Consider the following 24,527-nt stretch of genomic DNA (forward strand, 5'->3'; position numbering starts at 1 on the left):
GCGGGCCTTGCCGGACGGACCCTAGCCCCGGTCCTGCGTGAGGGTGGCCCACAGCCCGTAGCCGTGCATGGCTTGGACGTCGCGTTCCATCTCCTCGCGGCTGCCGCTGGAGACGACGGCCCGCCCCTTGTGGTGGACGTCCAGCATCAGCTTGTGCGCCTTGTCCTTGGAGTAACCGAAGTACGTCTGGAAGACGTAGGTCACATAGCTCATGAGGTTGACCGGGTCGTTGTGCACCAGCGTCACCCAGGGGACGTCGGGCTCGGGGACGACGAGGCTCTCCTCGGCCGATTCGGGGCGCTCGATCTCTGTAGGGGCGACACTCACCCACCCCATGCTGCCACCCGGGAGGGGTCATCGCACAAACGACCCGAGATCTCGTCACTTTGACGAAATAGGGGTAGCATCCGGAACATGAACTCTGCGGACCTTGGGCGTCGGGTCGGTGTGCCGTCGACCGCGCTCTTCACCGACCAGTACGAGCTCACGATGGTGCAGGCCGCGCTGAAAGCCGGCACGGCCGATCGGCGCTCGGTCTTCGAGGCGTTCACGCGCCGGCTGCCCGAGGGGCGGCGCTACGGCGTCGTCGCGGGCATCGGGCGGGTGCTGGACGCGGTGGAGAACTTCCACTTCGACGACGAGATGCTCACCTTCCTGCGCGAACAGAACGTCGTCGACGGCCCCACGCTCGCCTGGCTGGCCGACTACCGCTTCAGCGGTGACATCTGGGGCTACCCGGAGGGCGAGGTGTACTTCCCCGGCTCGCCGATCCTGCGGGTGGAGGGTTCCTTCGCCGAGTGCGTGCTGCTGGAGACGGTGATCCTGTCGATCCTCAACCACGACTCGGCGATCGCCGCCGCGGCCTCCCGGATGTCCACGGCGGCGGGCGGGCGCGGCCTGATCGAGATGGGTGCACGCCGCACCCATGAACTGTCGGCGGTCGCGTCGGCGCGCGCCGCGTACGTCGGCGGCTTCAACACCACGTCCGACCTGGCGGCGGGCTTCCGCTACAACATCCCGACCGTCGGGACGAGCGCGCACGCCTTCACCCTGCTCCACGACACCGAGCGCGACGCGTTCCGGGCTCAGGTCGACTCGCTGGGCCGGGGCACGACGCTGCTGGTCGACACGTACGACGTCACCGAGGCGGTCCGTACGGCGGTCGAGATCGCCGGTACCGAGCTGGGCGCGGTGCGGATCGACTCCGGCGACCTGCTGCTGGTCGCGCACCGGGTGCGCCAGCAGCTGGACGAGCTGGGCGCCACCGCAACGAAGATCGTGGTGACCTCGGACCTGGACGAGTACGCCATCGCCTCGCTGGCCGCCGCGCCGGTCGACGCGTACGGGGTGGGCACGCAGCTGGTGACCGGCAGCGGGCACCCCACCTGCTCGATGGTCTACAAGCTGGTCGCCCGCGCCGGGTCCGCCGATCCGGCGGAGCCGCTGCGCCCGGTGGCCAAGAAGTCGCTCGGCGCGAAGTCGTCGGTGGGCGGTCGCAAGTGGGCCGCGCGCCGCCTGGACGAGCACGGGGTGGCCGAGGCCGAGGTGGTCGGCACCGGCCCCGTGCCGGTGGAGCTGGCCGACCGGCAGTTGCTGGTCGAGCTGGTCAAGGGCGGCGAGGTGGTCGCCCGCGAGCCGCTGGACGCGGCGCGCGACCGGCACATCGCGGCGCGGGCGGGGCTTCCGCTGTCGGCGCTGCAGCTGTCCCGCGGGGAGCCGGTCATCCCCACGGAGTACGTCTGACGGCGCCACCCGGGGCGGCGGCCGGGCCCGGCCGGCCGCCGCCCCTCCCCCGTGACGCCGCGAGCGGGCCGGTGCCGACCCCTCGCCCGGGCGGGCCCCGAGTCTCTAGGCTCGAAGACCCGGGGAGGCAGCCCCGGGCCCGGACCCCTGAAACCCGGGGGCGGCAGTTCCCGGCCCGGGACGACGCCCCACGACCGCCGACCGTCCCCCACCTAAGGACACCCGTCATGCACCGCGCCTTGATCGTCGTCGACGTTCAGAACGACTTCTGCGAGGGCGGCAGCCTCGCAGTGGCGGGAGGCGCCGACGTCGCCGCCGCCATCACCGACCTGATCGGCGACTCCCAGCCCGGGTACCGCCACGTGGTGGCCACCCGCGACCACCACATCGACCCGGGCGACCACTTCTCCGCACAGCCGGACTTCGAGCACTCCTGGCCCGCCCACTGCGTGGCCGGCACGGAAGGGGTCGGCTTCCACCCGAACTTCACCCCCGCGGTCGCCTCGGGGTCGATCGACGCGGTCTTCGACAAGGGGGCCTACGCCGCCGCGTACAGCGGTTTCGAGGGCCTGGACGAGAACGGCGTGGGGCTGGCCGACTGGCTGCGGGAGCACCAGGTCACCGAGGTGGACGTGGTCGGCATCGCGACCGACCACTGCGTACGGGCGACGGCCCTGGACGCGGTCCGGGCGGGCTTCACGACGCACGTGCTGCTCGACCTGACCGCGGGGGTGGCCGAGACGACCACGGAACGGGCCCTGGAGGAGCTCCGCAGGGCGGGCGTGAAGCTGTCCGGCAAGCCGGTGGTCTGACGGGGCCGTCCCGGGCCCCGGGAGGGGCTCCGGGCCCGTTCCCGGCCTCGTTCCCGGTCCGCGCCCGGCTCCGGCCCGCGCCCGGCCCCGGTTCGGCTCCGGTTCGGCCCGGTCCGGTGGCACCGCCCCGGCGCCGTTCCCGCCCCGTTCCCGGACTCAGGCCGGGCGTCGGGCCGGTATCGCCGGGCGCAGCAGGGTGCGTATCGGGTGCCAGAGCTCCTGGTCCCGCTCCGGTCTCGCGCGCCACAGCAGCCCGTCGGGGTGGTGCAGCACGGCGGTGATCTCGTCGGGGGTGGGCGGTTCGGCGTTGCCCCGGAGGTAGACGGCGCGCAGGCCCAGATTGCGCAGCCGGGTCAGGGCGCGGGCCCGGTTGGCCGCGTGCACCAGGACCCGGACCGGGGTGCCCGGTCCCGTCCCGTCCGTCGGGCTGGGCAGTGTGATCGCCACCACGACCCTGCCGTTCGGCAACTTGCTGAACCCTCCGCCTGCCATGCTCCGCGCTCCCCCGTGAGACGTCGTGTCAATAAGGATCTGAACAAGACGCACCTAAACACGATCGGCCGCCGCCCGCTAGAGGGCGACGGCCGATCATGCTTTGACCTGCGGTTATGCGAAATTACTTGCCCGAAGGACCGACCTTGACGGTGATCGTCGAGCCGTTGCGGGGCTCGCTGATGATCGAGATCCGGGTGTTGGTGTCAGGAACCTGAACGCTTCCGGTCGGGTTCTCCTTGTACCAGTAGGTGCCCTTGCGGTCGTCGAAGACCGGGACGCCGCTCTGCGACTTGATCCGGACCGGGGTGTCCGCGTTGTGCAGCGTGAAGCCGTCCGTGCGGTACCAGCTGAACGGGGCGTCGAAGGGCTGGATCTTGTTGCGGATGACCGTGCCGTCGGCCCACTTCAGCGGCTTGGCGTGGGAGTCGACCGGCAGGATCAGACCCTGGCCCGGGTGCTGCGAGACGTTGTTGTCCTTCTGGGACTTGTCCCAGAGCCAGACGAGCAGACCGTTCTGGTACGGGTAGTGCTCGACCCAGTCCGGACGGGTCTTGGAGAAGCCGAAGTTGTACGGGCCGACCTCAAGGGTCTTGTCGTAGCTGACGTACTGACGGTTCTCCGCGATGTAGTACTGCGGGTAGTTCTTGGTGAACGACTCGCCGACGCGGGAGAAGCCCTTGGCGGTCCAGCCGTTGTCGTCGCCCTCGGCGTTGTCGGTGAAGATCGCGGCACCGTCGGCGTTGACCGAGATGGTGTCGGCGGCGAAGCCGATGCCGCCCGCGCCGCCGTCGGTGGCGTAGCGGAAGCGGATGTCGATCTTCTTGCCCGCGTAGGCGTCCAGCGAGTACGAGAGCTTCTGGTACTTGCCGGAGACGTCGGTCAGGGCCGGCTTGTCACTGGCGTCGCGCGGGATCGCCTTGCCGTCGGCCGTGCCGTCGATCGCGGTCCAGCTGGTGCCGCCGTTCTCCGACACCTCGGTGTAGAGGTAGTCGTAGTCCTTCTCGATGTCCCACCAGCCCGAGAGGTCCAGGGACGCCTTGGACTTGCCGGTCAGGTCGACCGAGCGGGACAGGGTGTTGCTCAGGTTGTCGCCCATGTCGCTCCACCACTGCTTGGAGCCCTCCGCCGGCTTGGTGACGGCGGTGGTGACGGGCTTCTCGGGCAGCGTGACGACGAGCGCCTGCTTGTTCTTGGTGTTGTACTCGGCCACGCCCAGCTTGTGGACGGACTTCGTCGCGGCCTTGGCCTCGGCGAAGTCGAGCCAGCCCAGCTGGAGCTTGTCCCAGGCGGTCATGTCGCCGGGCAGGTCGCCGATCTCGCCCTTGCCCTTGCCGAGCCAGGAGCCGGCCGACATCAGGGACCAGAAACCGACCGAGTTCTCGGCGGTGTTGGTGGTGTCGTACAGGTCGGGCAGGCCGAGGTCGTGGCCGTACTCGTGGGCGAAGACGCCCAGGCCGCCGTTCTCGGGCTGCGCGGTGTAGTCACCGACCCACATGCCGGTGTCACCGATCTCGGTGCCGCCCGCCTTGTTGTTGGCCGGGCCGGTCGCACCGGCGTTGGTGCCGTAGGCGTACCAGCGGTGGGCCCAGATGGCGTTCTTGCCCTCGGCGCCGCCGCCCGCGGACTCGTCCTCGCCGGCGTGGACGACCTGGAAGTGGTCGATGTAGCCGTCGGGCTCGTTGAAGTTGCCGTCGTTGTCGAAGTCGTAACGGTCCCACTGGTCGTACTGGGCGAGATCGGCCTTGATCTGCTCCTGCGTACGGCCCTTGGCCTTCTGGTCCGCGGCCCAGGCGTTCACGCCGTCCCGGACCATGTCCCAGGCGTTGGCGCAGTTGGACGAGCCGCAGTAGTTGGAGCCGTAACGGGCCTCGTTGTACGGGACCTTGACCCAGTCGGAGACCTGGCCCTCGACCGAGTAGCGCCCGGAGGACGTCTTCTCGTAGTACGTCTTCAGCGAGTCCTTCCCGTCGCCCTCACCGAAGTAGAGGTCCTGGAAGTGCTCCTGGTTGTAGTCGGCCCGCCAGGCCGTGCTGTTGTCCTTCTTGGGGTCCGGCTTGGCTATCTTGTTGTGCAGCGGGCCGGGCGTGCCGCCGTACTTCGGGACGGCGGGCTCGGGGCCGTCGCCGTCCGGGTCGATCATGGTCGTGTCGTCGACCTTGTCGCCGAACTCCACCAGGATCGTGAAGATCTTGTCGGTCTTCTCCCGGCCGAGCTCGACGTACTTCTTGTCGTCGAGCTTGACGACCTGGGAGCCGCCGCGCTTCGTGATCTTCTTGTCGCCCGCGATGACCTGCTCCAGGGCGGCCTGACGCTGAGCTTGCTGCTGCTCGCTGAACGGGCCCTTCAGGTCGTGCTCGTTGCCCTTGGCCGACCCCGGGTCCCGGCGGTCGACGGTGGTGCTCTTCGCACCCGACGCCTTGTCGTCGGCCTGAGCCGTGGCGAAGGTCGACGCCGTGGCGGCCGTGGCGGCCATGGCCACGACAATCGCGGCAGCGCGAAGCGCCCCTCTGTTTGTGGTCACTTGATGCAGTCCTCCCCGGCACCCGCCGCTGCGACCGGAAGTGAGGTGGGGGTCGCGCGCAGGTACGCGTCACAAGTGACGACATTCGACCGGAGTTACTCGAAAAAAGACAGATCTTGACTTGAACAAGCCAAGTGCACTATGCAGGAGATCGTTTCCGTTATCCGGACGTTCACCGGACGGGCAACCGGCGCGCCACGCGCCATGGTTGGGGTACGGAATGACTCCGTGCGCCCCCCGTGCACCGGTACCGTGGGTTAGGTCACGCTTACTACTGGTCCTGCTCGGGCATCCACCGTCGTAGAGTCGATTGACAGTGCGACCGCGTTGAGAGACTGCCCATCCGATGCCCCGAGGACGGATACCGCCATGCCGCATCCCACTGCCGCACAGTTCTCCTACGGTTCGGTCACCGTCGTCTTCTCGACCCTCGCCATGCTGCTGCTCTCGCGCACGGAGTCGGGCGTCGGCGTCGCCGTCATCGGCACCGCGGCACTCGCGCTCGGTCTGCTGGTGGCCGTGACCGTACCCCACCCGTCACGCGCGAAAACAACGAAGCCGGTCCGGACCGGTGCCGCGACCGGTGCGAACCACGACGCGGTCACCGCGGCCATGAAGGCCGAGGGCCTCACCCGCGAGGCGACCGGGGCTCCGGCCCGCGAGGCCGGGCAGCGCTCCGGGACCCCTGCCGACGGGCAGCCGGCCCGGCATTCGCTGCGGCGCTGAAATCCCGCGCGGGAGCGGGTCCTTCCCCCGCTCACCGCGCCGGGACGGCGCGACGAGGACGGACCGGTGTCCGCTCACCGGTCCGTCCCCGGGCCGGGCCCGCCCCTCTTCCGGCGGCCCGGCCCGGGCCCCTCGGCTCGTGGCCGGTCAGTTGGTCTGGACGACCACCGTCTTCGCCGCCTTGTCCTGGAGGCCCTGCCGGTACGGCTTGTCCGTGAACATGAGCACGATGTTGATCAGCCACCACAGGCACGGGCAGCACAGCAGTGCCGGCAGCCACAGCACCACGGCCCGCAGGAACGACGTCCCGGTGTCCGGCACCCGGCCGTCGTCGAGCATCGCGACCCGCAGTTTCATCAGGCGCTTGCCGAGGGTCCGGCCGTCCTTGTGCGTGAAGTACGTGTCGTACGCGACGTAGGCGACGAGGCCGATCAGCGACCACACCATCTGGTGCCCGCTGTACGTCTGGCTGAAGACGTTGCCGTTGTCGTCCGTCACCTCGACGGCACCGCCCCACGGCAACGAGATCAGGTACAGCGGGATCGAGATGATCAGGAAGTCGACCAGCCGGGCCAGGATCCGCTTCCCGGGCTCGCCGAGCGGCGGCATGCCCGCCAGCGGGTCCCCGCCCCCGTACGGGCCGCCACCGCCGTAGGGGCCGGGATCGTACGGCGGGGGCGGGGGCGGAGCACTGTCGTACGGCGAGCCCGACGGCGGCGACGGTTCCTGCGGCTTCTTGCGGAACGGGTCGTCCTCGGGCGGCTGACCGGACGTCGGCTGATCGTTGCTCATGGGGGCAGTGCACCCCGGCCCCGGGGCCCCCGCAACGGCTCGGGTGCGTTCGGGGGAACGGGGCGCCCCGGCGGTCCTCACCCGATGGGCCGTCGGCCGTGGGAGCGGCCCGGCCGCTCCCACGAAACCCCGCCGGTCCTCCGCCGGCCCTCCGTCAGCCCGCGACGAAGGTGTGGGCCGCCTTGTCGTGCCAGCATTGGCGCCACGGCTTGTCGATCAGGCACCACAGCACCTCGACCACTCCGATCACGAGGAGCCCCAGCACGCCGTAGACCAGCCAGCGGCGCAGCGCGGCGCCGAAGGACGGGGGCTCGTGGGACTCGATGTCCCGTACTTCGATCCCGCAGAGCTTCTTGCCGAGCGTGCGGCCCCACTTCGCCGTCGGCAGCGCCTCCAGCAGGACGCCCAGCACGAGGAACGCGCCCAGCGCCCCGCCGAACAGGGCGGCCGTGGTGGAGTCGATCAGCCAGACGGTGACCGTCTCGCCGGACAGCTTCGCCGCCTCGATCTTCCCGTCGATGTGGTCCAGGGCCCGCGAGACGAGCGGGAAGCCGGCCGCGCCGACCAGCGCCATCAGCACCACGGTGTCGATGAGCCGGGCGGCGAACCGCTTGCCGAGCCCGGCCGGCCTCGCCGCGGCCTGGGCCCGGGCGAGTTGCTGGAACGGGTCGTCGACCGGCGGCTTCCAGGGCACGACGGGCTGGTCCGGCCGGTCGGGCTGCGCACCGCCGAACCGGGGCCCGGATTGCTGCGGGCCCGGCTGCTGGAATCCCGGCTGTTGGGGGCCCGGCTGCTGGGGCTGCGCCCACGGCGCCGCGCCGCCCTGCGGAACGGGACCGCCGGACTCGGCGGGGGCCGGAGCCGGGGCAGGGGCTGGGGTCTGCGCGGGGAACGGGGCCTGCGCCCGCGCGGGCGGCTGGGCCTGGTTCGGTACGGGCGCGGGGGCCGGGGGCCGGGCCTGGTTCTGTTCCGGGGCGGGGGACTGCGCGCCCGGGCCCGGGGTGAGGGCACGGATCGTCATCGTCCCCTCCCCCGCGTCCGGTTCCGGCCGGCGGGCGGGAGCGGGCTCGCCCCCGCCGAGGGAACGGATCGTCATCGTCCCGTCGGAGGGCGGTGCTCCGGCCTCGCCCCCACCGCCGGGGCCGCCGCTGCCGCTGTTGCCGGGGCGGCCCTGGCGGCCGACCCGGATCGCGACGGTGTTCTCGGGAGCCCCGTCGCCGCCCGCCGCGGCCGGACGCCGCGGGTCCACGGGCGCGCCGTCGGCGGGGGTCCGGACCTCGGGAACCCGCTCGGCCGTGGCCCGGCCCGCGGGCGTACGGGGATCGCGGGCGGGTTCTGCGGCGACGCCCCCGGGCACCGACGGGTCCGGTGCGCCGCCCGGTTCGCCGGACCGGCCGGTGCCGCCGCCCCAGGAGACCCGTCGGTCGTGCTCCCCGCCGAAGCCGGTCTGCCGGGAGGCGTCGGCCTGCCAGGCGCTCGCCGGTTCGGGACGGCTGCCCGGGGAGGGCTCCCCGTCCAGGAAGATCGGACCGGTCTCCTCCGCCGGTGCCGGTTCCGGGGCCTGCGATTGCGGCTGCTGCGACTGGGGCAGGGACTGCGGGCCGGACACGGCTTCGGGGAGCGCCGCGGCCGCCGACTCGCCCTGTTCCGGGGCGGGCCGACTCGTGCCGGGCACCCACGAGGCGCCGTTCCAGTACCGGACGTATCCGGGAATGGACGGGTCGGGGTAGTAGCCCTCACGGGGGCTCTCGTCACCGGGTACCGGGGTTGGGGCGCTCATCACCGTTCCCGTATCTCTTCGAGGCATGAATGCGACGGGTCCACATCTACCAGAAGCCCGTGCGCCCCCGGGCGGCTCCAGGGCTTTGGACCCCTTTCCGATGCCGCCAAAAATTTTTTCCCGAAGTCGCGTAATAGGTGGCGGGGAGGGCGCTCTCTCCTTGTGCGGGCCGGTCATGGGACCGGTTCACAGGCACCGGAAGGACGCACTCATGCACACCGTCGTGGAACGCGAACTGGAACTCAAGCTGGTCCTGTCGCCCGAGCGCAGCATCCCCGTCCCCGCCCGGCTGACGTATCGCACGGAGGACCCGTACGCCGTGCACGTCGCCTTTCACATCGGCTCGGACTTCCCCGTCCACTGGACGTTCGCCCGCGATCTGCTGGTCGAGGGCGTGTTCCGGCCGTGCGGTCACGGGGACGTGCGGATCTGGCCGACCAAGGTCGACCAGCGCAACGTGATCTTCGTCGCTCTGACCTCGCCGGACGGGAACGCGCTCCTGGAGGTGCCCTCCGCCCAGGTGGCCGCGTGGGTGGAGCGGACGCTGCGGGTGGTCCCGCCCGGCACGGAGGCCGAGCGGCTCGGCATCGACGAGGGCCTGGCCGAACTGCTCGCCCCGCTGCCGGCCGACGACCTGTGGCTGCGCGACCCGTGGCCGTCGGACGAGTCGCAGGACGGCGACGCGTGAGGGAGTCCCGAAGGGAGCACGGAAGAAGGAAGGACGGGAGCGCGGGCGGCGGTGTCCTGCCGCCCGCGTTCCCGGAACGGCGCCGTGCCGCCCCCGTGCCGCGCGGCCCTCAGAACACCTTGCCGGGGTTGAGCAGTCCCAGCGGGTCGAACGCCTGCTTGATGCCCCGGTGCACTTCGACGCCCACCTCGCCGAGTTCGCGCGCGAGCCACTCCTTCTTCAGGACGCCGACGCCGTGTTCGCCGGTGATCGTGCCGCCGAGTTCCAGGCCGAGCGCCATGATCTCGTCGAACGACTCGCGGGCCCGCCGGGACTCGTCGGCGTCGGTGTGGTCGAAGCAGACGACGGGATGGGTGTTGCCGTCGCCCGCGTGCGCGCAGACGCCGATGGTGAGGCCGTACTTCTCCGCGATGGCCTCGGTGCCCTCCACCATCGCGGCGAGCTTCGAGCGCGGTACGCAGACGTCGTCGATCATCGTGGCCGAGCTGACGGTCTCCAGCGCGGTGAGCGCCGTCCGCCGGGCCTGGAGCAGCATCTCGGACTCGGCCGTGTCCTCCGCCGGGACCACCTCGGTGGCGCCCGCGGCGGTGCACAGTCCGGCGACGGCGGCCAGGTCGGCCGAGGGGTCCGGGGTGTCGAAGGCGGCGAGCAGGAGCGCCTCGGTGGTGTCGGGAAGACCCATGCCGGTCAGCCGGTTGACGGCCCGGATCGTGGTGCGGTCCATCAGTTCGAGGAGTGACGGAGTGTGACCGCGCTCCATGATCCGGCAGACCGCGTCGCAGGCGGTCGCCGCGCTCGGGAACTCGGCGGCCAGCACCAGTTGCCGCGGCGGCCGGGGCTTCAGCGCGAGCACGGCCCGGACGACGATGCCGAGGCTGCCCTCGGAACCGACGAAGAGCCGGGTGAGGTCGTACCCGGCGACGCCCTTGGCGGTGCGACGACCGGTGGTGAGCAGGCGGCCGTCCGCGAGGACGACGTCGAGCCCCAGGACGTACTCGGCGGTGACCCCGTACTTCACGCAGCACAGACCGCCGGACGCGGTGCCGATGTTGCCGCCGATGGTGCACATCTCCCAGCTGGAGGGATCCGGCGGGTAGAAGAGGCCGTGCTCGTCGACCGCCCGGGACAGCACCGCGTTGATCACCCCGGGTTCGACGACGGCGATCCGGTCGACGGGGTCGATCTCCAGGATCCGGTCCATCTTCACCAGGGACAGCACGATGCAGCCGTCGGAGGCGTTGGCCGCGCCCGACAGGCCGGTACGCGCTCCCTGCGGAACGACCGGGACGCGCAGGGCCGTCGCGGTGCGCATGACGTGCTGGACCTGTTCCACGGTGCGCGGGAGCACGACGACGGCGGGCGCGCCGGCGTCGCAGAAGCTGGCCATGTCGTGGGCGTACGAGGCCGTGACGTCCGGGTCGGTGATCAGTGCGTCGGCGGGCAGGCCCGAGCTCAGTCGTTCGAGAAGACCGTTCATGATCCAAGCGTGGCATCCGGGCCCATTGGTGTGAACCCGTCTGCGGCAGCCCCGGCAAGGTGCAGTGTGTTCTTATTACTGACGCAGAGTGATCGGCATGGACGTCACGCCGCAGCCTCCGCAGTCCTCCGACCCGAACCGCTCGCTCCTTGACCCCTCCGGCTCCCCTGCCTCCCCTTCCGCTTCCTCCGCCCCTTCCGCGACGCCCCCGGCCCCTCCCGCCCCGCCGCCCGATCCCGGGCCGCCGGCCGAGCTGCCGCCCCCGTCGCTGCGGACGACGCTGCGCAGGGCCGCCCTGGGTGCGGTGGCGGGTGCGGTGCTGGTGACGGGTGCGGTGGTGGCCGTGCCCGACGACGAGGGGACGAAGGCCCCGCCACTACCCGTGCCCGGCTCCGTATCGCGTGCGCTGGCCGCGACGGCCGCGGGTTCCCCCGTCGCGCTCGCCGATCTGAAGGCGCTGATCGGGGACCGCCGGCGGTGGGTGGGCGCGCACCCGTCCGACGCGCGGTCCTGGGCGGTGCTCGGCGCGGCCTACGTGGAGTGGGGGCTGCGTTCCGCGGACGCGGCGTACTACGACCGGGCCGAACGGGCCCTGAAGCGCTCGCTGGACGCCGGGCCCGGGGAGGACGGGGGCACCGCGGCCCGGGTGGGGCTCGCGGCGCTCGCCAATGCCCGGTACGACTTCGGGGCGGCGAAGAAGTGGGGCGAGGCCGTACGGGCGCGGGAGCCGAAGCAGTGGGCCGTGTATCCGGCGCTGATCGACGCCTACCGGGGCCTGGGCGACGACAGGTCGGCGAACCGGGCGGTGGAGAGCTTCACGGAGCTGCGGTCCGGGGTCCCGGCACTCGTGCAGAGGGCCAGGACGTACCTGGACCGGGGCCGGCGCGAGGACGCGCTGGCGAGCGCGCAGGACGCGGCGGACCGGGCCACCGCGCCGGCGCAGAAGGCGGAGTGCCTGTACCTGCTGGGCGAGCTGGCCCGGAAGCGGGGCGAGCCGGAGGAGGCGGTCGCGCAGTACGGCGCGGCGCTGCGGACCGACCGCACCCACCACCCCTCGCTCGCGGGCCGGGCCGGGGCGCTGGCGGCGCTCGGCCGCACGGACGAGGCGCAGCGCGACTACCAGGCGGCCCTGGCGGGTCTCCCCCGGCCCGAGTACATGCTGGAGCTGGGCGAGTTGTACGAATCGCTGGGGCAGCACCGGGACGCCCGCAGCCAGTACGCCCGGCTCGGCGAGACGCTCGCCCGCGACGCCGCCCGGGGCGTGGACGACGCGTTGCTGCGCGGCCGGTTCGAGGCCGACCACGGGAACCCGGCCGAGGCGGTCGAGGTGCTGGAGGCCGAGTGGGCGCGGTCGCACCGCAGCGCGGCGGTGGCGGACGCGCTGGGCTGGGCCCTGTACCGCTCCGGCGACCCGGACGCCGCCCTGGAGTATGCGGCCCGCGCGGTCGGCACGAACGGGCAGAACGCCTCGTACGCGTACCACCTGGGCATGATCCAGCGGGAGTTGGGGCGGTACGGTACGGCGCGCCGCAGCCTGGAGGAGGCGTTGCGCACCGATCCCCGGTTCTCGCCCCTGGCCGCTCCGGCCGCCCGGAAGGCCCTGGACGACCTGGCCGCTCCCCCGGCGGACGCCGGGTAGGAGCGCCGGGGCCGGCCGGTGCGCGAGCCGCCGCGCGCGGCACGACTGCGGACCCGCACCGTTTTGGATTCTTCGGTCCAAATCCTGTTAGGGTGGTTCGCATGGCCAGACCACGCACGTTCGACGAGACCGCCGTACTCGACGCCGCAGCCGGCGAGTTCCGGGTGCACGGGTTCGCCGAGACCTCGACCGAGCAGCTCTGCGAGGCGGCCGGCGTCCGGCGCAGCAGCCTCTACAACGCCTTCGTCTCCAAGGACGAGTTGTTCGTCCGCGCCCTGGAGCACTACGTCGGCACGATCCGCGAGCGGCAGACCGCGATCCTCGCCGACGACGGACTCCTCGGCGCGGACCGGCTGCGGGCCGTGGTCGATGCCGTCATCGCCGAGGAGCAGTCGGCCGCCCGCCGGGGGCACGCCGCCGGGTGCATGGTCGTGCAGAGCTTCATGAACCCCGATCTGCGCGAGCGGGACGAACGCGTCGCACGCATCCTCGATCGCGACCTGCGGGACCGGAGCTCCCTGCTGGCCGAGGCCATCCGGGCCGGCCGGATCGACGGGAGCATCTCCCCGGACGTCGACGCGGAGGACGGCGCCATGCTGGTCAACACCGTCGTCTCCGGACTGCGGGTCACCGCGCAGACCGGCGCGGACGCGGAAACCCTCCGCCGGGTCGCCCTGGCCGGACTCCACGCGCTCCTGAACCCGGGCCCCGCGCCCACCGCCTGATTCCGGGGCTCCATCCGCCCCCCTGGAACCGGGCCCCGCAGACCCGGGCCCGGTCCCGGCCCTCGCGCGCCCGAATTTTGGATTCTCAATCACAGAAAGCGGAGACATGACCCCACCGACCACGCACACCCCCGCCAGGACGGTCCCCCTGGCCGTCCACATCCTCGCCGCGGGCATTTTCGCGATGGTGACCAGCGAGTTCGCGGTCGCCGGGCTCATGCCGCAACTCGCCGAGGGGCTCGGCACGGGGGTCGAACGGATCGGTTACCTCGTGACGGTCTTCGCCGTCGCGATGACCGTCGGCGGACCGATCCTGACCATGTCCCTGCTGAGGTTTCCGCCGAGGACCGCGCTGCTGGCGATCGTCGCCGTCTTCCTCGCCGGCAACGTCCTCGCGGCCCTGGCGACCTCCTACCCGGTCATGGTGGTCGCCCGGATCATCGGCGGCGTCGCCTCGCAGGCGTTCTTCGGCATCGCCGTGTCGATGTGCGCGCGGCTGGTGGACGAGCGGATACGCGGCCGCGCGAACGGCGTCGCGATGAACGGCCTGATGCTCGGCACCCTGCTCGGGCTGCCGCTGGCGACGTTCGTCGGCGGGCGGCTCGGCTGGCAGGCCGCCTTCTGGACCATCTCCCTGCTCACCGTCGTCGCCGGAGTCCTGATCATCGCCTTCGTCCGCAACCCCGCGGAATCCGACGCCCCCGGGGAGACGCGTTCGACGCGGGACGAGCTCGCCGTGCTCCGTCGGCCGCAGTTCGTGGCGGCGCTCGTCTCCAGCACCCTGATCATCGGGGCGACGTTCTCCGCATTCAGCTTCTTCACGCCGATCCTGACCGAGGTCACCGGCTTCCCGGAGGGCCTGGTGCCGCTGCTCCTGCTCGCCTACGGCGCCGCGACGCTGGTCGGCAACACGGTCGTCGCCCGCCTGGCCGACCGGCACACCGTCTCGACCCTGCTGATCGGCACCGGGCTCAACGCGGTCTTCCTGACCGGGTTCGCGCTCTTCACCGACGCCCCGTCACCGGCGCTGGTGTTCATGCTCGGCATCGGTCTGACCGGCGTGACCATGAACCCCGCGATGGCCGTACGGGTGCAGCGGGCCGGCGGCACCACGCCGCTGGTCAACACCGTCCACGCCTCGTTCATCACCCTCGGGGTCATCCTCGGCTCCGCCGTGGGATCGGCGCTGATCCCGGACCACGGGCTCCGCGCCCCGATCGTCCTCGGCATCGTGCTGGCCGTCCTCGCGCTCGCGGCGATCCTGCCCGCCCTCGCGAGCGCGCACCTGCGCACCGGCGCCCGCGAGCGGCCCCGGACCGAGGAGCCCGTCACGTCGACGGCATGACGCGCCCGACGAGAACGCCCCGCCGGACGGTTTCCCGTCCGGCGGGGCGAGTGGGGGGCGGCGGTCAGAGGTTGCCGCGCTTCTCCTGCTCGCGCTCGATCGCCTCGAACAGGGCCTTGAAGTTGCCCTTGCCGAAGCCCATCGAGCCGTGGCGCTCGATCATCTCGAAGAAGACGGTCGGGCGGTCCTGGACCGGCTTGGTGAAGATCTGCAGCAGGTAGCCGTCCTCGTCACGGTCGACGAGGATCTTCAGCTCGCGCAGGATCTCCACCGGCACGCGGGTCTCGCCCGCCCACTCGCCGAGGGTGTCGTAGTACGAGTCGGGGGTGTCCAGGAACTGGACGCCCGCCGCGCGCATCGCCCGCACCGAGGCGACGATGTCGTTCGTGGCGAGCGCGATGTGCTGGACGCCCGCGCCGCCGTAGAACTCCAGGTACTCGTCGATCTGGGACTTCTTCTTGGCGATCGCCGGCTCGTTGATCGGGAACTTCACCTTGAGGGTGCCGTCCGCGACGACCTTCGACATGAGGGCGGAGTACTCGGTGGCGATGTCGTCGCCCACGAACTCCTTCATGTTGGTGAAGCCCATGACCTTGTTGTAGAACTCGACCCACTCGTTCATCCGGCCGAGTTCCACGTTGCCGACGCAGTGGTCGATGGCCTGGAAGAAGCGCTTGGCGGGCGGCTCGACCATCGGGGCGGCGGTGACGAACCCGGGCAGGTACGGGCCCTGGTAACCGGAGCGCTCCACCAGGGTGTGGCGGGTCTTGCCGTACGTGGCGATGGCGGCGAGCACGACGGTGCCGTGCTCGTCCTTCACCTCGTGGGGCTCCTCGATGCCGCGGGCGCCGTGCTCGACCGCGTACGCGTAGGCCGCCCGGGCGTCCGGGACCTCGATGGCCAGGTCGACGACGCCGTCGCCGTGCTCGGCGACGTGGTCGGCGAGGAAACGGCCCCGGTCGGTGGCCGCCTTGATGACGGAGGTGAAGACGAAACGGGCCGAGCCGTTGGTCAGTACGTAACTCGCCGTCTCGCGGCTGCCGTTCTCCGGTCCGGAGTAGGCGACCAGCTTCATTCCGAAGGCCGTCGAGTAGTAGTGCGCGGCCTGCTTGGCGTTGCCGACGGCGAAGACGACCGCGTCCATTCCCTTGACCGGGAAGGGGTCGGCCTGCCGCTCCGCTTCGCTCCGCCTCGGCTCTTCACTTGCTTCCTGGCTGCCGAGCCCGGTGTCGGGGGTGGTGTGCAGAGTCTCAGTCATGTTCGAAGGCTCTCCCCGCTCCGCAAGGTGCGCAACAGTTCGCGTTTTCTCTGGTCAATCTGTACAGCGAAACGGGATGATGACCGGGCTATCTGTACATGATGACCATCGTGTCGGCCTTCCGGGAGATGACTCATGACGATCGATCGACTGGACGGCAGACTCATCGTGCTGCTGGCCCGCGAACCCCGCATCGGGGTGCTGGAGGCGTCGCGCAGACTGGGCGTGGCGCGGGGCACGGTGCAGGCCCGTCTCGACCGGCTTCAGTCGAATGGCGTCATCCGCGGTTTCGGCCCGACGGTCGATCCGGCGGCGCTCGGATACCCCGTCACCGCGTTCGCCACGCTGGAGATCAAGCAGGGTCAAGGAGCCGACGTACGGGCCCACTTGGCCGGTGTACCGGAGGTGCTGGAGCTGCACACCACCACCGGGCACGGCGACATGCTGTGCCGTCTCGTCGCGCGTTCCAACGCCGACCTCCAACGGGTGATCGACCGGGTTGTCGGTTTTGATGGCATCGTCCGGGCCTCCACGGCCATCGTCATGGAGAACCCGGTCCCGCTGCGGGTCATTCCGCTCGTCGAGCAGGCCGCGGAGGACGACGACTGAGCCGAGGAGTGGCGCGTGAGCTTCTGGGAGTATCTGGGCAACCGGCACCAACAGCTGCTCACCGACGCGTACCAGCACGTCAGCGCCGTGTTCCAGTGCATGGTCATCGCCACCGTGCTGGGCGTTCTGATCGGGGTGGTCACCTATCGCAGCGGATGGGCCGGGTCGCTGGCCATCACGTCCACGGCGACGATCCTCACCATCCCCTCCCTCGCCGCGATCGGTCTGCTGATCCCGCTGGTCGGCCTCGGGGTCGCGCCCACGGTGATCACCCTGACGCTGTACGGGCTGCTGCCCATCGTCCGCAACTCCATCGTGGGGCTGCGCGGGGTCGATCCCGCGCTGGTCGACGCGGCGAAGGGCATCGGGATGTCGCGCCCGGCCCGGCTGTGCCGGGTCGAACTGCCGCTCGCCTGGCCGCCGATCCTCACCGGCATCCGGGTCTCCACGCAGATGCTGATGGGCATCGCCGCCATCGCCGCGTACGCCTCGGGCCCCGGGCTGGGCAACGAGATCTTCCGCGGCATCGCCTCGCTGGGCAGTGCCAACGCGCTCAACCAGGTGCTCGCGGGCACGCTCGGCATCGTCGTCCTCGCCCTGCTCTTCGACGCCGCGTACGTGCTGCTGGGGCGGCTCACCATCCCGAGGGGGATCCGTGTCTGAGTCCCACGGGGCATCCGCGTCCGGGCCCGCCGGCAGAAGTACGACCGCTTCCGGGAGCAGCGCCGACGACGGAGGTGCGGCCGCCGGCGGCACGGCGGCGAAGACCGCTTCCGGGGCCACCATCCAGTTGGAGGACCTGACCAAGCGGTACCCGGGCAATCCCAATCCCGCCGTGGACAACGTCTCGATGGACATCAGGGCCGGTGAGACGGTGATCTTCGTGGGGCCGTCCGGCTGCGGAAAGTCCACCACCCTGAAGATGATCAACCGGCTGATCGAGCCGTCGTCGGGGCGGATCAGGATCGGCGACGAGGACGTCACCGACATCGACCCGGTGAAGCTGCGCCGCAAGATCGGTTACGCGATCCAGTCGTCCGGGCTCTTCCCGCACATGACGGTCGCCGAGAACATCGCCCTGGTGCCGCGGATGGTCGGCTGGTCCAAGTCGCGGGTGAAGGACCGGGTCGAGGAGATGCTCGACCTGGTCGGACTCGATCCGCGCGAGTTCCACGGCCGCTATCCGCGCCAGCTCTCCGGCGGGCAGCAGCAGCGGGTGGGGGTGGCCCGGGCGCTGGCCGCCGATCCGCCGGTGCTGCTGATGGACGAGCCGTTCGGCGCGGTCGACCCGATCACCCGCGACCACCTCCAGGACGAGCTGATCCGGCTCCAGCACGAACTGCACAAGACGATCGTCTTCGTCACCCACGACTTCGACGAGGCGATCAAGCTGGGCGACCGGATCGCGGTGCTGCGGGAGCGTTCGCACATCGCGCAGTTCGACACCCCCGAGGCGATCCTCACCAACCCGACCGACGATTTCGTCTCGGGGTTCGTGGGGGCCGGCGCGGCGCTGAAGCGGCTCAACCTGACCCGCGTACGGGACGTGGAGATGGCCCAGTTCCCGACGGTGACGGTCGACGACCCGCTCCAGTCGATCTTCAACAAGCTGCGCAGCGGCCCGCACAACGAACTGCTGATGCTGGACCGCAGGAACCGCCCGTACAAGTGGCTGCGGCGCGGCGACCTGATGCGGGCCCGCGGTTCGCTGGCGCGTGCCGGGCAGTTGGTCCACGACACGGTGACCCGGGACGCGACGCTGCACGACGCGCTGGAGGCGGTGCTGACCGACAGCGGCGGCCGGGTCGCGGTCACCGGGCGGCGCGGCGAGTTCATCGGGGTCGTGGACATGCACACGTTGATGAACTCCGTCCACGAGCTGCTGGAGGCCGACCGGCTCGCCGCGATCGAGCACCAGCACGACCTGGAGGAGATGCGCAGCCACCAGACCGAGGCGGAGCTGGAGGGCGGTGTGGACGGATGACCCCCCGCTCGCCCGCGGACGGCCGGGAGCCCCGCCGGGACCGGGAACCCTACGGGGACCGGGGGCCTTACGAGGACCGGGAGCCCGGTCGTCGGGACCGGGAGCCCTCGCGCCGGGTGCGTTCCGCGGCCCGGGTGCCCCTGGAGCCCTCCTCCGACGAGGACCGCCCGCCCGGCGAACACGACGTCAAGGGCCATGCCTTCCGCGACGAGGAGGAGGAGCCCGCCCCGCCGCCGGCCGGGCCGCCGCGCCGGATCACCTGGCGCAAGCTGGTGACGATGCCCCTCGTGCTGGTGGTCGTGCTGGCCATCGCCTACCTGTGGATCACCAACGTCCAGCTGGATTCGATCGCGCGGAACTCGCTCACCGGCGGCAATGTGCAACTGCGCTGGTGGCAGCATGTGCGGCTGACCGCGATCTCGACGTTCTGGGTGCTGATCATCGCCATTCCGCTGGGCATCGCGCTGACCCGGCGCAAGCTCCGCCGGGGCGCCCCGGTGGTCACGGCGGTCGCCAACGTCGGGCAGGCGACCCCGGCGATCGGTCTGCTGGCGCTGCTGGTGATCTGGCTGGGCATCGGCCCCTCGACGGCGATCATCGGCATGGTGATCTACGCGGTGCTGCCGGTGTTCTCCAACACGGTCGCCGGTCTGCGGGCGATCGAACCGAACCTGGTCGAGGCATCGCGCGGCATCGGCATGTCGGCGATGGGGACGCTCACCAAGGTCGAACTCCCGCTCGCCGTCCCGCTGATCCTGGCCGGGGTGCGGACGGCACTGGTGCTCAACGTCGGTACGGCGACCCTGGCCACGTTCGTCGGCGGCGGCGGCCTCGGGGACCTGATCACCTCGGGCATCCAGACCCAGCGGATGCCGGTGCTGGTGCTCGGTTCCGTACTGACGGTGGTGCTGGCGCTGCTGGTGGACTGGCTGGCCTCGCTGGCCGAGCTGGCGCTGACGCCGCGCGGACTGGAGGTGGGGTGATGCGCGCGCGGCGGGTACGCGCCGTACTGGCGGGGGCACTGGTGGGGGCGCTGGCGCTCGCCGGGTGCGGGCTGAAGAGCGGTTCGCCGATGGTGGACGACGTGGCGCCGGGCTCGGTCGGCCGGGGACGGCCGCTGGACGGCGCCTCGCTGACCGTCACCTCGAAGAACTTCAGCGAGAACATCATCCTGGGCCAGATGATCGGCCTGGTCTTCAAGGCGGCCGGCGCGGAGGTGCTGGACCGGACGAACCTGCCCGGCTCGATCAGCGCCCGCGAGGCGATCGTCAAGGGCGACGCGGACGCGATGTACGAGTACACGGGCACCGGCTGGATCACGTACCTGGGCCACGCGAAGCCGATCCCCGACCCGTTGAAGCAGTGGGAGGCGGTCCGGGACGAGGACCGGAACAAGGGGGTGACCTGGCTCCCGCAGTCCACCCTCAACAACACCTACGCCCTCGCCATCAGCCGGAAGAACAACGCCAGGTACCACCTGCGGACGCTCTCCGACGTGGCCGCCCTGGCGAAGCGGAACCCGGCGGCGGTGACGATCTGCGTGGAGAACGAGTTCGCCTCCCGCGACGACGGGCTGCCCGGGATGGAGAAGGCGTACGGGATGGCGGTCCCGGCCGCCAACATCAAGAAGATGGACGCCGGGATCATCTACACCCAGGTCTCGAAGTCCGACTCCTGCCTGCTGGGCGAGGTGTTCACCACGGACGGCCGGATCAGGGCCATGGACCTCGAAGTGCTCGTGGACGACAAGCACTTCTTCCCCAACTACAACGCGGCGCCGGTCGTCCACACCAGGACCTTCGAGAAGTACCCGCAGATCGCGGCACTGCTCGACCCGGTCAGCCGGAAGCTGACGACCGAGGTCGCCCAGGTGCTCAACGCCAAGGTGGACGTGGACGGGCAGGACCCGCACGAGGTGGCGAAGGACTGGCTGATCCAGGAGGGGTTCATCCGGGAGGGGTGAGCCGCGGGGCCCTCCCGCACCCCTCCCCGAGATACAAAGAAAATCTTGCAAAGAAGTAGTTGCAAAGACGGCTTTGCAACTCTACGGTTGTGCCATGCCCGAAACAGAGGACGGCGGCCCCGCTCCCGCCGAAGCCCAGAACGTCCACACGGTCGACGCCCGCACCCTGCGTGGACTGGCCCACCCCCTGCGCCTCCGACTGCTGAACGCGCTGCGGGAGTTCGGCCCCGCCACCGCCTCCGGTCTCGCGGACCGGCTCGGCGAGTCCAGCGGCGCCACCAGCTACCACCTGCGGCAGCTGGCGTCGTACGGCTTCGTCGAGGACGCCCCGGAGCGCGGCAAGGGCCGCGAGCGCTGGTGGCGGGCCGTCCACCGGGGCACCGCCTTCAACACCGACCGGTTCCTGAGCCACCCGGACCCCGAGGTGCGCGGCGCCGTCGGCGTCGTGCTCCACGAGATCGCCGGCAACCACGCCCAGGAGCTGAACACCTGGATCGGCACGATGCGCGAGTGGCCCGAGGAGTGGCAGCACGGCTGGGACATCAGCGACTTCAAGGTGCGCCTCACCCCCGATCTCTCCTCGGAACTGATCCTGAAGATCCACGAGCTCATCGAGAGCTACCGGGGCCGGGTCCCGGAGGGCACCGAGGGGTCGGCCGTCGTCCGCAGCCACGTGCACTTCTTCCCGCGCCCCATTGAGTGACACCGGCCGCCGGCCCCCGGCCGCGGCCCACCGGGCGACACCATCCAGAAGACCGAGAGGAATCCGCCATGAATCCGGAAACGCACCTGTCGCTGCACCGTGTCCGCTCCGCCGAACTGCGGGAGCAGGCCGACGAGTTCCGCACCGTCCGCGAGGCCGGGCCCACCGGCGCCCTGCGCACCGTCCGCTCCTCGCCCCGGACCCTTCGCACCCAACTGGGCTGGACCCTGGTCGAGTTGGGCCTGCGCGTACTGCCCGCCCGGGAACCGCTCGCCTGCCGCTCGCCCCGAACGGTCTAGGCGTGAACGGGGGGAACCGAAAGCCGATCGCGGCGGTCCTGGCCGCCAACTCCATATCCACCGCCGGTACTTCACTCACCCTGATCGGGGTGCCGTGGTTCGTCCTGGAGACCACGGGCAGCGCGGGACGGGCCGGTGTCGTCGCCTTCTGCGCGACCCTGCCGATCGTCGTCTCCGCACTGGTCGGCGGCCCCGTCATCGACCGGATCGGGCGCCGCCGGGTCTCCGTGGCCTCCGACCTGGTGTGCGGCGCCTCCGTCGCCGCCGTCCCGCTGCTGCACCGGGCGGGCGCCCTCTCCTTCTGGATGCTGTGCGCGCTGATGGCGCTCAACGGACTCCTGCACACCCCGGGCAACACCGCCCGCTACGTCCTCGTACCCGACCTCGCCGAGCACGCGGGCACCACCCTGGCGCGCGCCGCCTCCCTCTTCGACGCGGTCTCGCGCGGCGCCCGGATGGCCGGGGCCGCACTGGCGGGCATGCTGATCGCACTGGTCGGCGCGGAGACCGTCCTGCTGCTGGACTCGGCGACCTTCCTGGTGTCCGCACTGCTGGTCGCGACGGGGCTGCGGGGCGTCCCCTCGGCCGAGCCGAGCGGGGCCGCCGAACCGATCTCGTTCCGGGCGTACCGCGGCGAACTGCGCGAGGGTTACGCCTACTTGCTGGGCAACCGGCTGCTGCTGGCCGTGGTGCTCATGGTGCTCTTCATGAACGGCTCCGATCAGGGCTGGGGCGCCGTGCTGCTGCCGGTGCATGCCTCCGAGGAGCTGGGCGGGGCCCGGGACATCGGACTGCTCACCGCCCTGTTCGGGGCGGGCGGACTGACCGGGGCACTGCTGTACGGGGCGGTGGGGCACCGGTTCTCGCGGCGGACCGTGTTCACGGTGTGCGTGGTGCTGTGCGGTGCGCCCCGGTACGTGGTCGCGGCGCTGACCGGGACGGCGACGCCGCTCGCCGTGACCATGGTGCTGAGCGGTCTGGCGGGCGGGGTGCTGAACCCGATCCTGACGACGGTGATCTACGGAAAGGTGCCCGAGGAGCTGCGCAGCCGGGTCTCCGGGGCCCTCACGGCGGGCTGCGAACTGGCCATGCCGGTGGGCGGTCTCGCGGCCGGGCTGCTGGTGGAGAGCATGGGTGCGCGGGGGGCGCTGCTGGCGATGGGCGGGGCGTACCTGCTGGCCACGCTGAGCCCGCTGGTGTTCCCCGCGTGGCGCACGATGGACGAGGCCGACGGGGCCCCCGGGAAGGCGGGCGCCGCGCCGGGGCCGTCGGCCGACGGGGTCAGCAGCTCGGGACCTTGTGCCCCTGCGCCAGGTTCCGGAGCGAGGAGACCGCGCCCTTCAGCGTCGTGACCGGGATCAGCTTCATCCCGTCGGGCAGTTCGGCGCGCGCCTGCCGGCACTCGGCCTTCGGGACGAGGAAGACGGTCGCCCCGTCCCGGTGAGCGGCCTGGGTCTTCAGCGAGACTCCGCCGACCGCGCCGACCGCGCCGTTCGCGTCGATCGTGCCGGTGCCCGCGATGCTGCGGCCCCCGGTGAGATCGCCGCCGCGGCCGTCGCCGTCGAGCTTGTCGACGATGCCGAGCGCGAAGAACAGGCCCGCGCTGGGCCCGCCCACGTCGGCGAGGTGCAGGGTGACGTCGACCGAGCCCTTGGGTTTGCCCAGGTAGCCGAGGGCCGCGTCCACCGCGTCGTCCTGCGACTCCCGCATGTCCTCCAGGTTGTGCTTCTCGATCTCCTTCTCGGAGCCGCCGGTCGGGTAGACGGAGTCACGGGGCAGGACCGCGCGGTCCGTGCGGAACCAGCTGTCGATCACGTCGCCGATGCCGACATCGGCGGTGGGCCCGGTCGCGACGATGGTCGTCATCCGCAGCTCGCCCTTGGCCGGGCGGGTGGGCTCGCCCTTGATGCTGATCACCGGGGTGCCGTGATCGCTCCCGAGCACGTTCGCGGTCGAACCGGGCTGCGCCAGGGTGAACGGCAGCGGCGCGAAGGCGGCCACGCCGAACAGGGCGAGGACGGGCAGGGCGCACAGGGCGAGGGTCCGGGAGCGCGAATGACGAGTGAGCACCCGCCCAATCTAACCGCCGGGGCGGTTCCCCGACGCCAAACGGTGCGCCCGCCGCCCCGGAACACGGGGCCGGGCGCCCGTGCGTGTGCGGGTGCCCGGCCACCCGCGTACGTACCCGTCCGCCGGAGCCCTCCTGCCGCGCCCGCCGCACCCGGAGACGGGGCCGGGCGCCCGGCACGGGCCGGGCGCCGTCCGCGTGCCTCCCGCCACGGCTACCGCAGCGCGTCCGCCACCTCGCGGGCCGCGTCCACCACCCGGGGGCCGACCCGTTCGGGCACGGAGTCCGCGAGCATCACGACGCCCACGCTGCCCTCGACGCCCGTCACGCCCACCAGTGCCGCCGCCGCACCGCTCGCCCCGGCCTCCAGCTCGCCGTGGGTGAGGGTGAAGGCGGTCTCGCCGACCGGCTTCTGGCGGGCCGCGAGTATCGCCCGGCCCGCGGCGCCCCGGTCCAGCGGATGACGGAAGCCGGCCCGGTAGGCCACGTGGTAGTCGGTCCAGGTGGGCTCCACCACCGCGACCGCGAGCGCGTCGCTGCCGTCCACCAGCGTGAGGTGTGCGGTGGCCCCGATGTCCTCGGCGAGGGACCGCAGCGCGGGCAGCGCGGCCTCCCGTACGAGGGGATGCACCTGACGGCCCAGGCGCAGCACGCCCAGGCCCACTCTGGCCCGGCCGCCGAGATCGCGGCGCACCAGGGCGTGTTGTTCCAGGGTGGCGAGCAGACGGTAGACCACGGTCCGGTTGACCCCGAGTCGGTTGGACAACTCGGTGACGGTCAGGCCGTGGTCGGTGTCGGCAAGCAGTTTGAGGACTCTCAGTCCCCGGTCGAGCGTCTGGGAGGTCTCCGCGGTCACGACGCCCTCTCCTCTGTGGTGAGCGGCGGCGGCTGATCCCCCCG

24 protein-coding genes are annotated in these 24,527 nt (G+C 71.5%); 15 read left to right on the top strand and 9 right to left on the bottom strand.

The features are described 5' to 3' along the window. Window positions 1–21 precede the first annotated feature (21 nt). Window positions 22–336 (bottom strand): ATP-dependent Clp protease adapter ClpS, encoded by a 315-nt coding sequence (clpS, locus tag ACFYW1_RS19745; RefSeq protein WP_388994292.1) that lies wholly within the window; start codon window positions 334–336, stop codon window positions 22–24. Window positions 337–414: 78 nt separating this feature from the next. Here clpS and ACFYW1_RS19750 point away from each other — a divergent pair, with 78 nt between their 5' ends. Then, window positions 415–1,743 carry a nicotinate phosphoribosyltransferase gene (locus ACFYW1_RS19750; RefSeq protein ID WP_388994295.1) on the top strand — a complete coding sequence of 443 codons (1,329 nt, stop codon included), beginning with the start codon at window positions 415–417 and terminating at the stop codon, window positions 1,741–1,743. Between the two features lie 227 nt (window positions 1,744–1,970). Then, window positions 1,971–2,555 (top strand): isochorismatase family protein, encoded by a 585-nt coding sequence (locus ACFYW1_RS19755; protein WP_148838195.1) that lies wholly within the window; start codon window positions 1,971–1,973, stop codon window positions 2,553–2,555. 156 nt (window positions 2,556–2,711) lie between these two features. On the opposite strand, the gene ACFYW1_RS19760 is transcribed toward ACFYW1_RS19755, so the two are convergent. Then, a complete protein-coding gene (locus ACFYW1_RS19760; protein WP_384228309.1) occupies window positions 2,712–3,047 on the bottom strand; it encodes a hypothetical protein in 336 nt (111 codons plus the stop codon). A 124-nt stretch (window positions 3,048–3,171) separates the two neighbouring features. Beyond that, the gene (locus ACFYW1_RS19765) at window positions 3,172–5,571 is read right to left on the bottom strand and encodes an immune inhibitor A domain-containing protein (protein WP_388994300.1); all 2,400 of its coding nucleotides are present in this window, start codon (window positions 5,569–5,571) and stop codon (window positions 3,172–3,174) included. Window positions 5,572–5,940: 369 nt separating this feature from the next. On the opposite strand from ACFYW1_RS19765, the gene ACFYW1_RS19770 reads away from it, so the two are divergent. Next, window positions 5,941–6,297: a hypothetical protein gene (locus ACFYW1_RS19770; protein WP_388994304.1), complete on the top strand. Its 357-nt coding sequence runs from the start codon at window positions 5,941–5,943 to the stop codon at window positions 6,295–6,297. Window positions 6,298–6,444: 147 nt separating this feature from the next. On the opposite strand, the gene ACFYW1_RS19775 is transcribed toward ACFYW1_RS19770, so the two are convergent. Both ACFYW1_RS19775 and ACFYW1_RS19780 read right to left on the bottom strand, forming a co-directional pair. Continuing rightward, window positions 6,445–7,089 carry an RDD family protein gene (locus ACFYW1_RS19775; RefSeq protein ID WP_388994308.1) on the bottom strand — a complete coding sequence of 215 codons (645 nt, stop codon included), beginning with the start codon at window positions 7,087–7,089 and terminating at the stop codon, window positions 6,445–6,447. Between the two features lie 154 nt (window positions 7,090–7,243). Further along, entirely contained in the window at window positions 7,244–8,869 is a 1,626-nt protein-coding gene (locus ACFYW1_RS19780) for an RDD family protein (RefSeq protein WP_388994311.1), read from the bottom strand. Between the two features lie 211 nt (window positions 8,870–9,080). On the opposite strand from ACFYW1_RS19780, the gene ACFYW1_RS19785 reads away from it, so the two are divergent. Continuing rightward, complete coding sequence (locus tag ACFYW1_RS19785) at window positions 9,081–9,557, top strand: SsgA family sporulation/cell division regulator (RefSeq protein WP_376037767.1); 477 nt, start codon at window positions 9,081–9,083, stop codon at window positions 9,555–9,557. Between the two features lie 109 nt (window positions 9,558–9,666). Here ACFYW1_RS19785 and ACFYW1_RS19790 read toward each other — a convergent pair whose 3' ends face one another. Continuing rightward, window positions 9,667–11,034, bottom strand: coding sequence for an FAD-binding oxidoreductase (locus ACFYW1_RS19790; RefSeq protein WP_388994315.1), 1,368 nt, complete (start codon window positions 11,032–11,034; stop codon window positions 9,667–9,669). A gap of 97 nt (window positions 11,035–11,131) precedes the next feature. Here ACFYW1_RS19790 and ACFYW1_RS19795 point away from each other — a divergent pair, with 97 nt between their 5' ends. The 3 genes from ACFYW1_RS19795 to ACFYW1_RS19805 all read left to right on the top strand — a co-directional run bounded on the left by ACFYW1_RS19795 (window position 11,132) and on the right by ACFYW1_RS19805 (window position 14,743). Beyond that, window positions 11,132–12,673: a tetratricopeptide repeat protein gene (locus tag ACFYW1_RS19795; protein ID WP_388994318.1), complete on the top strand. Its 1,542-nt coding sequence runs from the start codon at window positions 11,132–11,134 to the stop codon at window positions 12,671–12,673. 101 nt (window positions 12,674–12,774) lie between these two features. Beyond that, window positions 12,775–13,398, top strand: a complete 624-nt coding sequence (locus tag ACFYW1_RS19800; protein WP_388994321.1) for a TetR/AcrR family transcriptional regulator — start codon at window positions 12,775–12,777, stop codon at window positions 13,396–13,398. Between the two features lie 106 nt (window positions 13,399–13,504). Beyond that, window positions 13,505–14,743, top strand: a complete 1,239-nt coding sequence (locus ACFYW1_RS19805) for an MFS transporter (protein WP_388994325.1) — start codon at window positions 13,505–13,507, stop codon at window positions 14,741–14,743. Window positions 14,744–14,807: 64 nt separating this feature from the next. On the opposite strand, the gene hppD is transcribed toward ACFYW1_RS19805, so the two are convergent. Beyond that, window positions 14,808–16,001 carry a 4-hydroxyphenylpyruvate dioxygenase gene (hppD, locus tag ACFYW1_RS19810; RefSeq protein WP_388994328.1) on the bottom strand — a complete coding sequence of 398 codons (1,194 nt, stop codon included), beginning with the start codon at window positions 15,999–16,001 and terminating at the stop codon, window positions 14,808–14,810. A 135-nt stretch (window positions 16,002–16,136) separates the two neighbouring features. On the opposite strand from hppD, the gene ACFYW1_RS19815 reads away from it, so the two are divergent. From ACFYW1_RS19815 to ACFYW1_RS19850, 8 genes are all read left to right on the top strand, one after another. Next, the gene (locus tag ACFYW1_RS19815) at window positions 16,137–16,610 is read left to right on the top strand and encodes an Lrp/AsnC family transcriptional regulator (RefSeq protein ID WP_283851823.1); all 474 of its coding nucleotides are present in this window, start codon (window positions 16,137–16,139) and stop codon (window positions 16,608–16,610) included. Window positions 16,611–16,625: 15 nt separating this feature from the next. Further along, window positions 16,626–17,273 carry an ABC transporter permease gene (locus ACFYW1_RS19820; RefSeq protein ID WP_388994332.1) on the top strand — a complete coding sequence of 216 codons (648 nt, stop codon included), beginning with the start codon at window positions 16,626–16,628 and terminating at the stop codon, window positions 17,271–17,273. Window positions 17,274–17,394: 121 nt separating this feature from the next. Continuing rightward, window positions 17,395–18,594: an ABC transporter ATP-binding protein gene (locus tag ACFYW1_RS19825; RefSeq protein ID WP_388994573.1), complete on the top strand. Its 1,200-nt coding sequence runs from the start codon at window positions 17,395–17,397 to the stop codon at window positions 18,592–18,594. Beyond that, complete coding sequence (locus tag ACFYW1_RS19830) at window positions 18,591–19,577, top strand: ABC transporter permease subunit (protein WP_388994335.1); 987 nt, start codon at window positions 18,591–18,593, stop codon at window positions 19,575–19,577. The genes ACFYW1_RS19825 and ACFYW1_RS19830 overlap by 4 nt, the downstream gene beginning before the upstream one ends. Then, on the top strand, window positions 19,577–20,557 hold the full coding sequence (locus tag ACFYW1_RS19835; protein WP_388994339.1) for a glycine betaine ABC transporter substrate-binding protein: 981 nt from the start codon (window positions 19,577–19,579) through the stop codon (window positions 20,555–20,557). The genes ACFYW1_RS19830 and ACFYW1_RS19835 overlap by 1 nt, the downstream gene beginning before the upstream one ends. A 94-nt stretch (window positions 20,558–20,651) precedes the next feature. Then, a complete protein-coding gene (locus ACFYW1_RS19840) occupies window positions 20,652–21,260 on the top strand; it encodes a helix-turn-helix domain-containing protein (protein WP_388994342.1) in 609 nt (202 codons plus the stop codon). A 68-nt stretch (window positions 21,261–21,328) separates the two neighbouring features. Next, window positions 21,329–21,559 (top strand): hypothetical protein, encoded by a 231-nt coding sequence (locus tag ACFYW1_RS19845; RefSeq protein ID WP_388994345.1) that lies wholly within the window; start codon window positions 21,329–21,331, stop codon window positions 21,557–21,559. Window positions 21,560–21,561: 2 nt separating this feature from the next. Beyond that, window positions 21,562–22,911 carry an MFS transporter gene (locus ACFYW1_RS19850; protein ID WP_388994348.1) on the top strand — a complete coding sequence of 450 codons (1,350 nt, stop codon included), beginning with the start codon at window positions 21,562–21,564 and terminating at the stop codon, window positions 22,909–22,911. On the opposite strand, the gene ACFYW1_RS19855 is transcribed toward ACFYW1_RS19850, so the two are convergent. Together ACFYW1_RS19855 and ACFYW1_RS19860 are read right to left on the bottom strand one after the other, a co-directional pair. Next, window positions 22,841–23,629 (bottom strand): PDZ domain-containing protein, encoded by a 789-nt coding sequence (locus ACFYW1_RS19855; RefSeq protein WP_388994351.1) that lies wholly within the window; start codon window positions 23,627–23,629, stop codon window positions 22,841–22,843. The two genes, ACFYW1_RS19850 and ACFYW1_RS19855, sit on opposite strands and share 71 nt — an antisense overlap. A gap of 212 nt (window positions 23,630–23,841) precedes the next feature. Beyond that, window positions 23,842–24,483, bottom strand: coding sequence for an IclR family transcriptional regulator (locus ACFYW1_RS19860; RefSeq protein ID WP_148838225.1), 642 nt, complete (start codon window positions 24,481–24,483; stop codon window positions 23,842–23,844). Between the last annotated feature and the right edge of the window lie 44 nt (window positions 24,484–24,527).

It is taken from the genome of Streptomyces sp. NPDC002669 (assembly GCF_042889165.1).
Lineage (GTDB): Bacteria > Actinomycetota > Actinomycetes > Streptomycetales > Streptomycetaceae > Streptomyces.

Coding starts and splice junctions, on each gene's coding strand:
- ACFYW1_RS19845 (WP_388994345.1), top strand. CDS start 21,329: ATGAATCCGGAAACGCACCTGTCGCTGCACCGTGTCCGCTCCGCCGAA.
- ACFYW1_RS19785 (WP_376037767.1), top strand. CDS start 9,081: ATGCACACCGTCGTGGAACGCGAACTGGAACTCAAGCTGGTCCTGTCG.
- ACFYW1_RS19770 (WP_388994304.1), top strand. CDS start 5,941: ATGCCGCATCCCACTGCCGCACAGTTCTCCTACGGTTCGGTCACCGTC.
- ACFYW1_RS19760 (WP_384228309.1), bottom strand. CDS start 3,047: ATGGCAGGCGGAGGGTTCAGCAAGTTGCCGAACGGCAGGGTCGTGGTG.
- hppD (WP_388994328.1), bottom strand. CDS start 16,001: ATGACTGAGACTCTGCACACCACCCCCGACACCGGGCTCGGCAGCCAG.
- ACFYW1_RS19790 (WP_388994315.1), bottom strand. CDS start 11,034: ATGAACGGTCTTCTCGAACGACTGAGCTCGGGCCTGCCCGCCGACGCA.
- ACFYW1_RS19830 (WP_388994335.1), top strand. CDS start 18,591: ATGACCCCCCGCTCGCCCGCGGACGGCCGGGAGCCCCGCCGGGACCGG.
- ACFYW1_RS19815 (WP_283851823.1), top strand. CDS start 16,137: ATGACGATCGATCGACTGGACGGCAGACTCATCGTGCTGCTGGCCCGC.
- clpS (WP_388994292.1), bottom strand. CDS start 336: ATGGGGTGGGTGAGTGTCGCCCCTACAGAGATCGAGCGCCCCGAATCG.
- ACFYW1_RS19840 (WP_388994342.1), top strand. CDS start 20,652: ATGCCCGAAACAGAGGACGGCGGCCCCGCTCCCGCCGAAGCCCAGAAC.
- ACFYW1_RS19750 (WP_388994295.1), top strand. CDS start 415: ATGAACTCTGCGGACCTTGGGCGTCGGGTCGGTGTGCCGTCGACCGCG.
- ACFYW1_RS19805 (WP_388994325.1), top strand. CDS start 13,505: ATGACCCCACCGACCACGCACACCCCCGCCAGGACGGTCCCCCTGGCC.
- ACFYW1_RS19800 (WP_388994321.1), top strand. CDS start 12,775: ATGGCCAGACCACGCACGTTCGACGAGACCGCCGTACTCGACGCCGCA.
- ACFYW1_RS19775 (WP_388994308.1), bottom strand. CDS start 7,089: ATGAGCAACGATCAGCCGACGTCCGGTCAGCCGCCCGAGGACGACCCG.
- ACFYW1_RS19780 (WP_388994311.1), bottom strand. CDS start 8,869: ATGAGCGCCCCAACCCCGGTACCCGGTGACGAGAGCCCCCGTGAGGGC.
- ACFYW1_RS19835 (WP_388994339.1), top strand. CDS start 19,577: ATGCGCGCGCGGCGGGTACGCGCCGTACTGGCGGGGGCACTGGTGGGG.
- ACFYW1_RS19795 (WP_388994318.1), top strand. CDS start 11,132: ATGGACGTCACGCCGCAGCCTCCGCAGTCCTCCGACCCGAACCGCTCG.
- ACFYW1_RS19755 (WP_148838195.1), top strand. CDS start 1,971: ATGCACCGCGCCTTGATCGTCGTCGACGTTCAGAACGACTTCTGCGAG.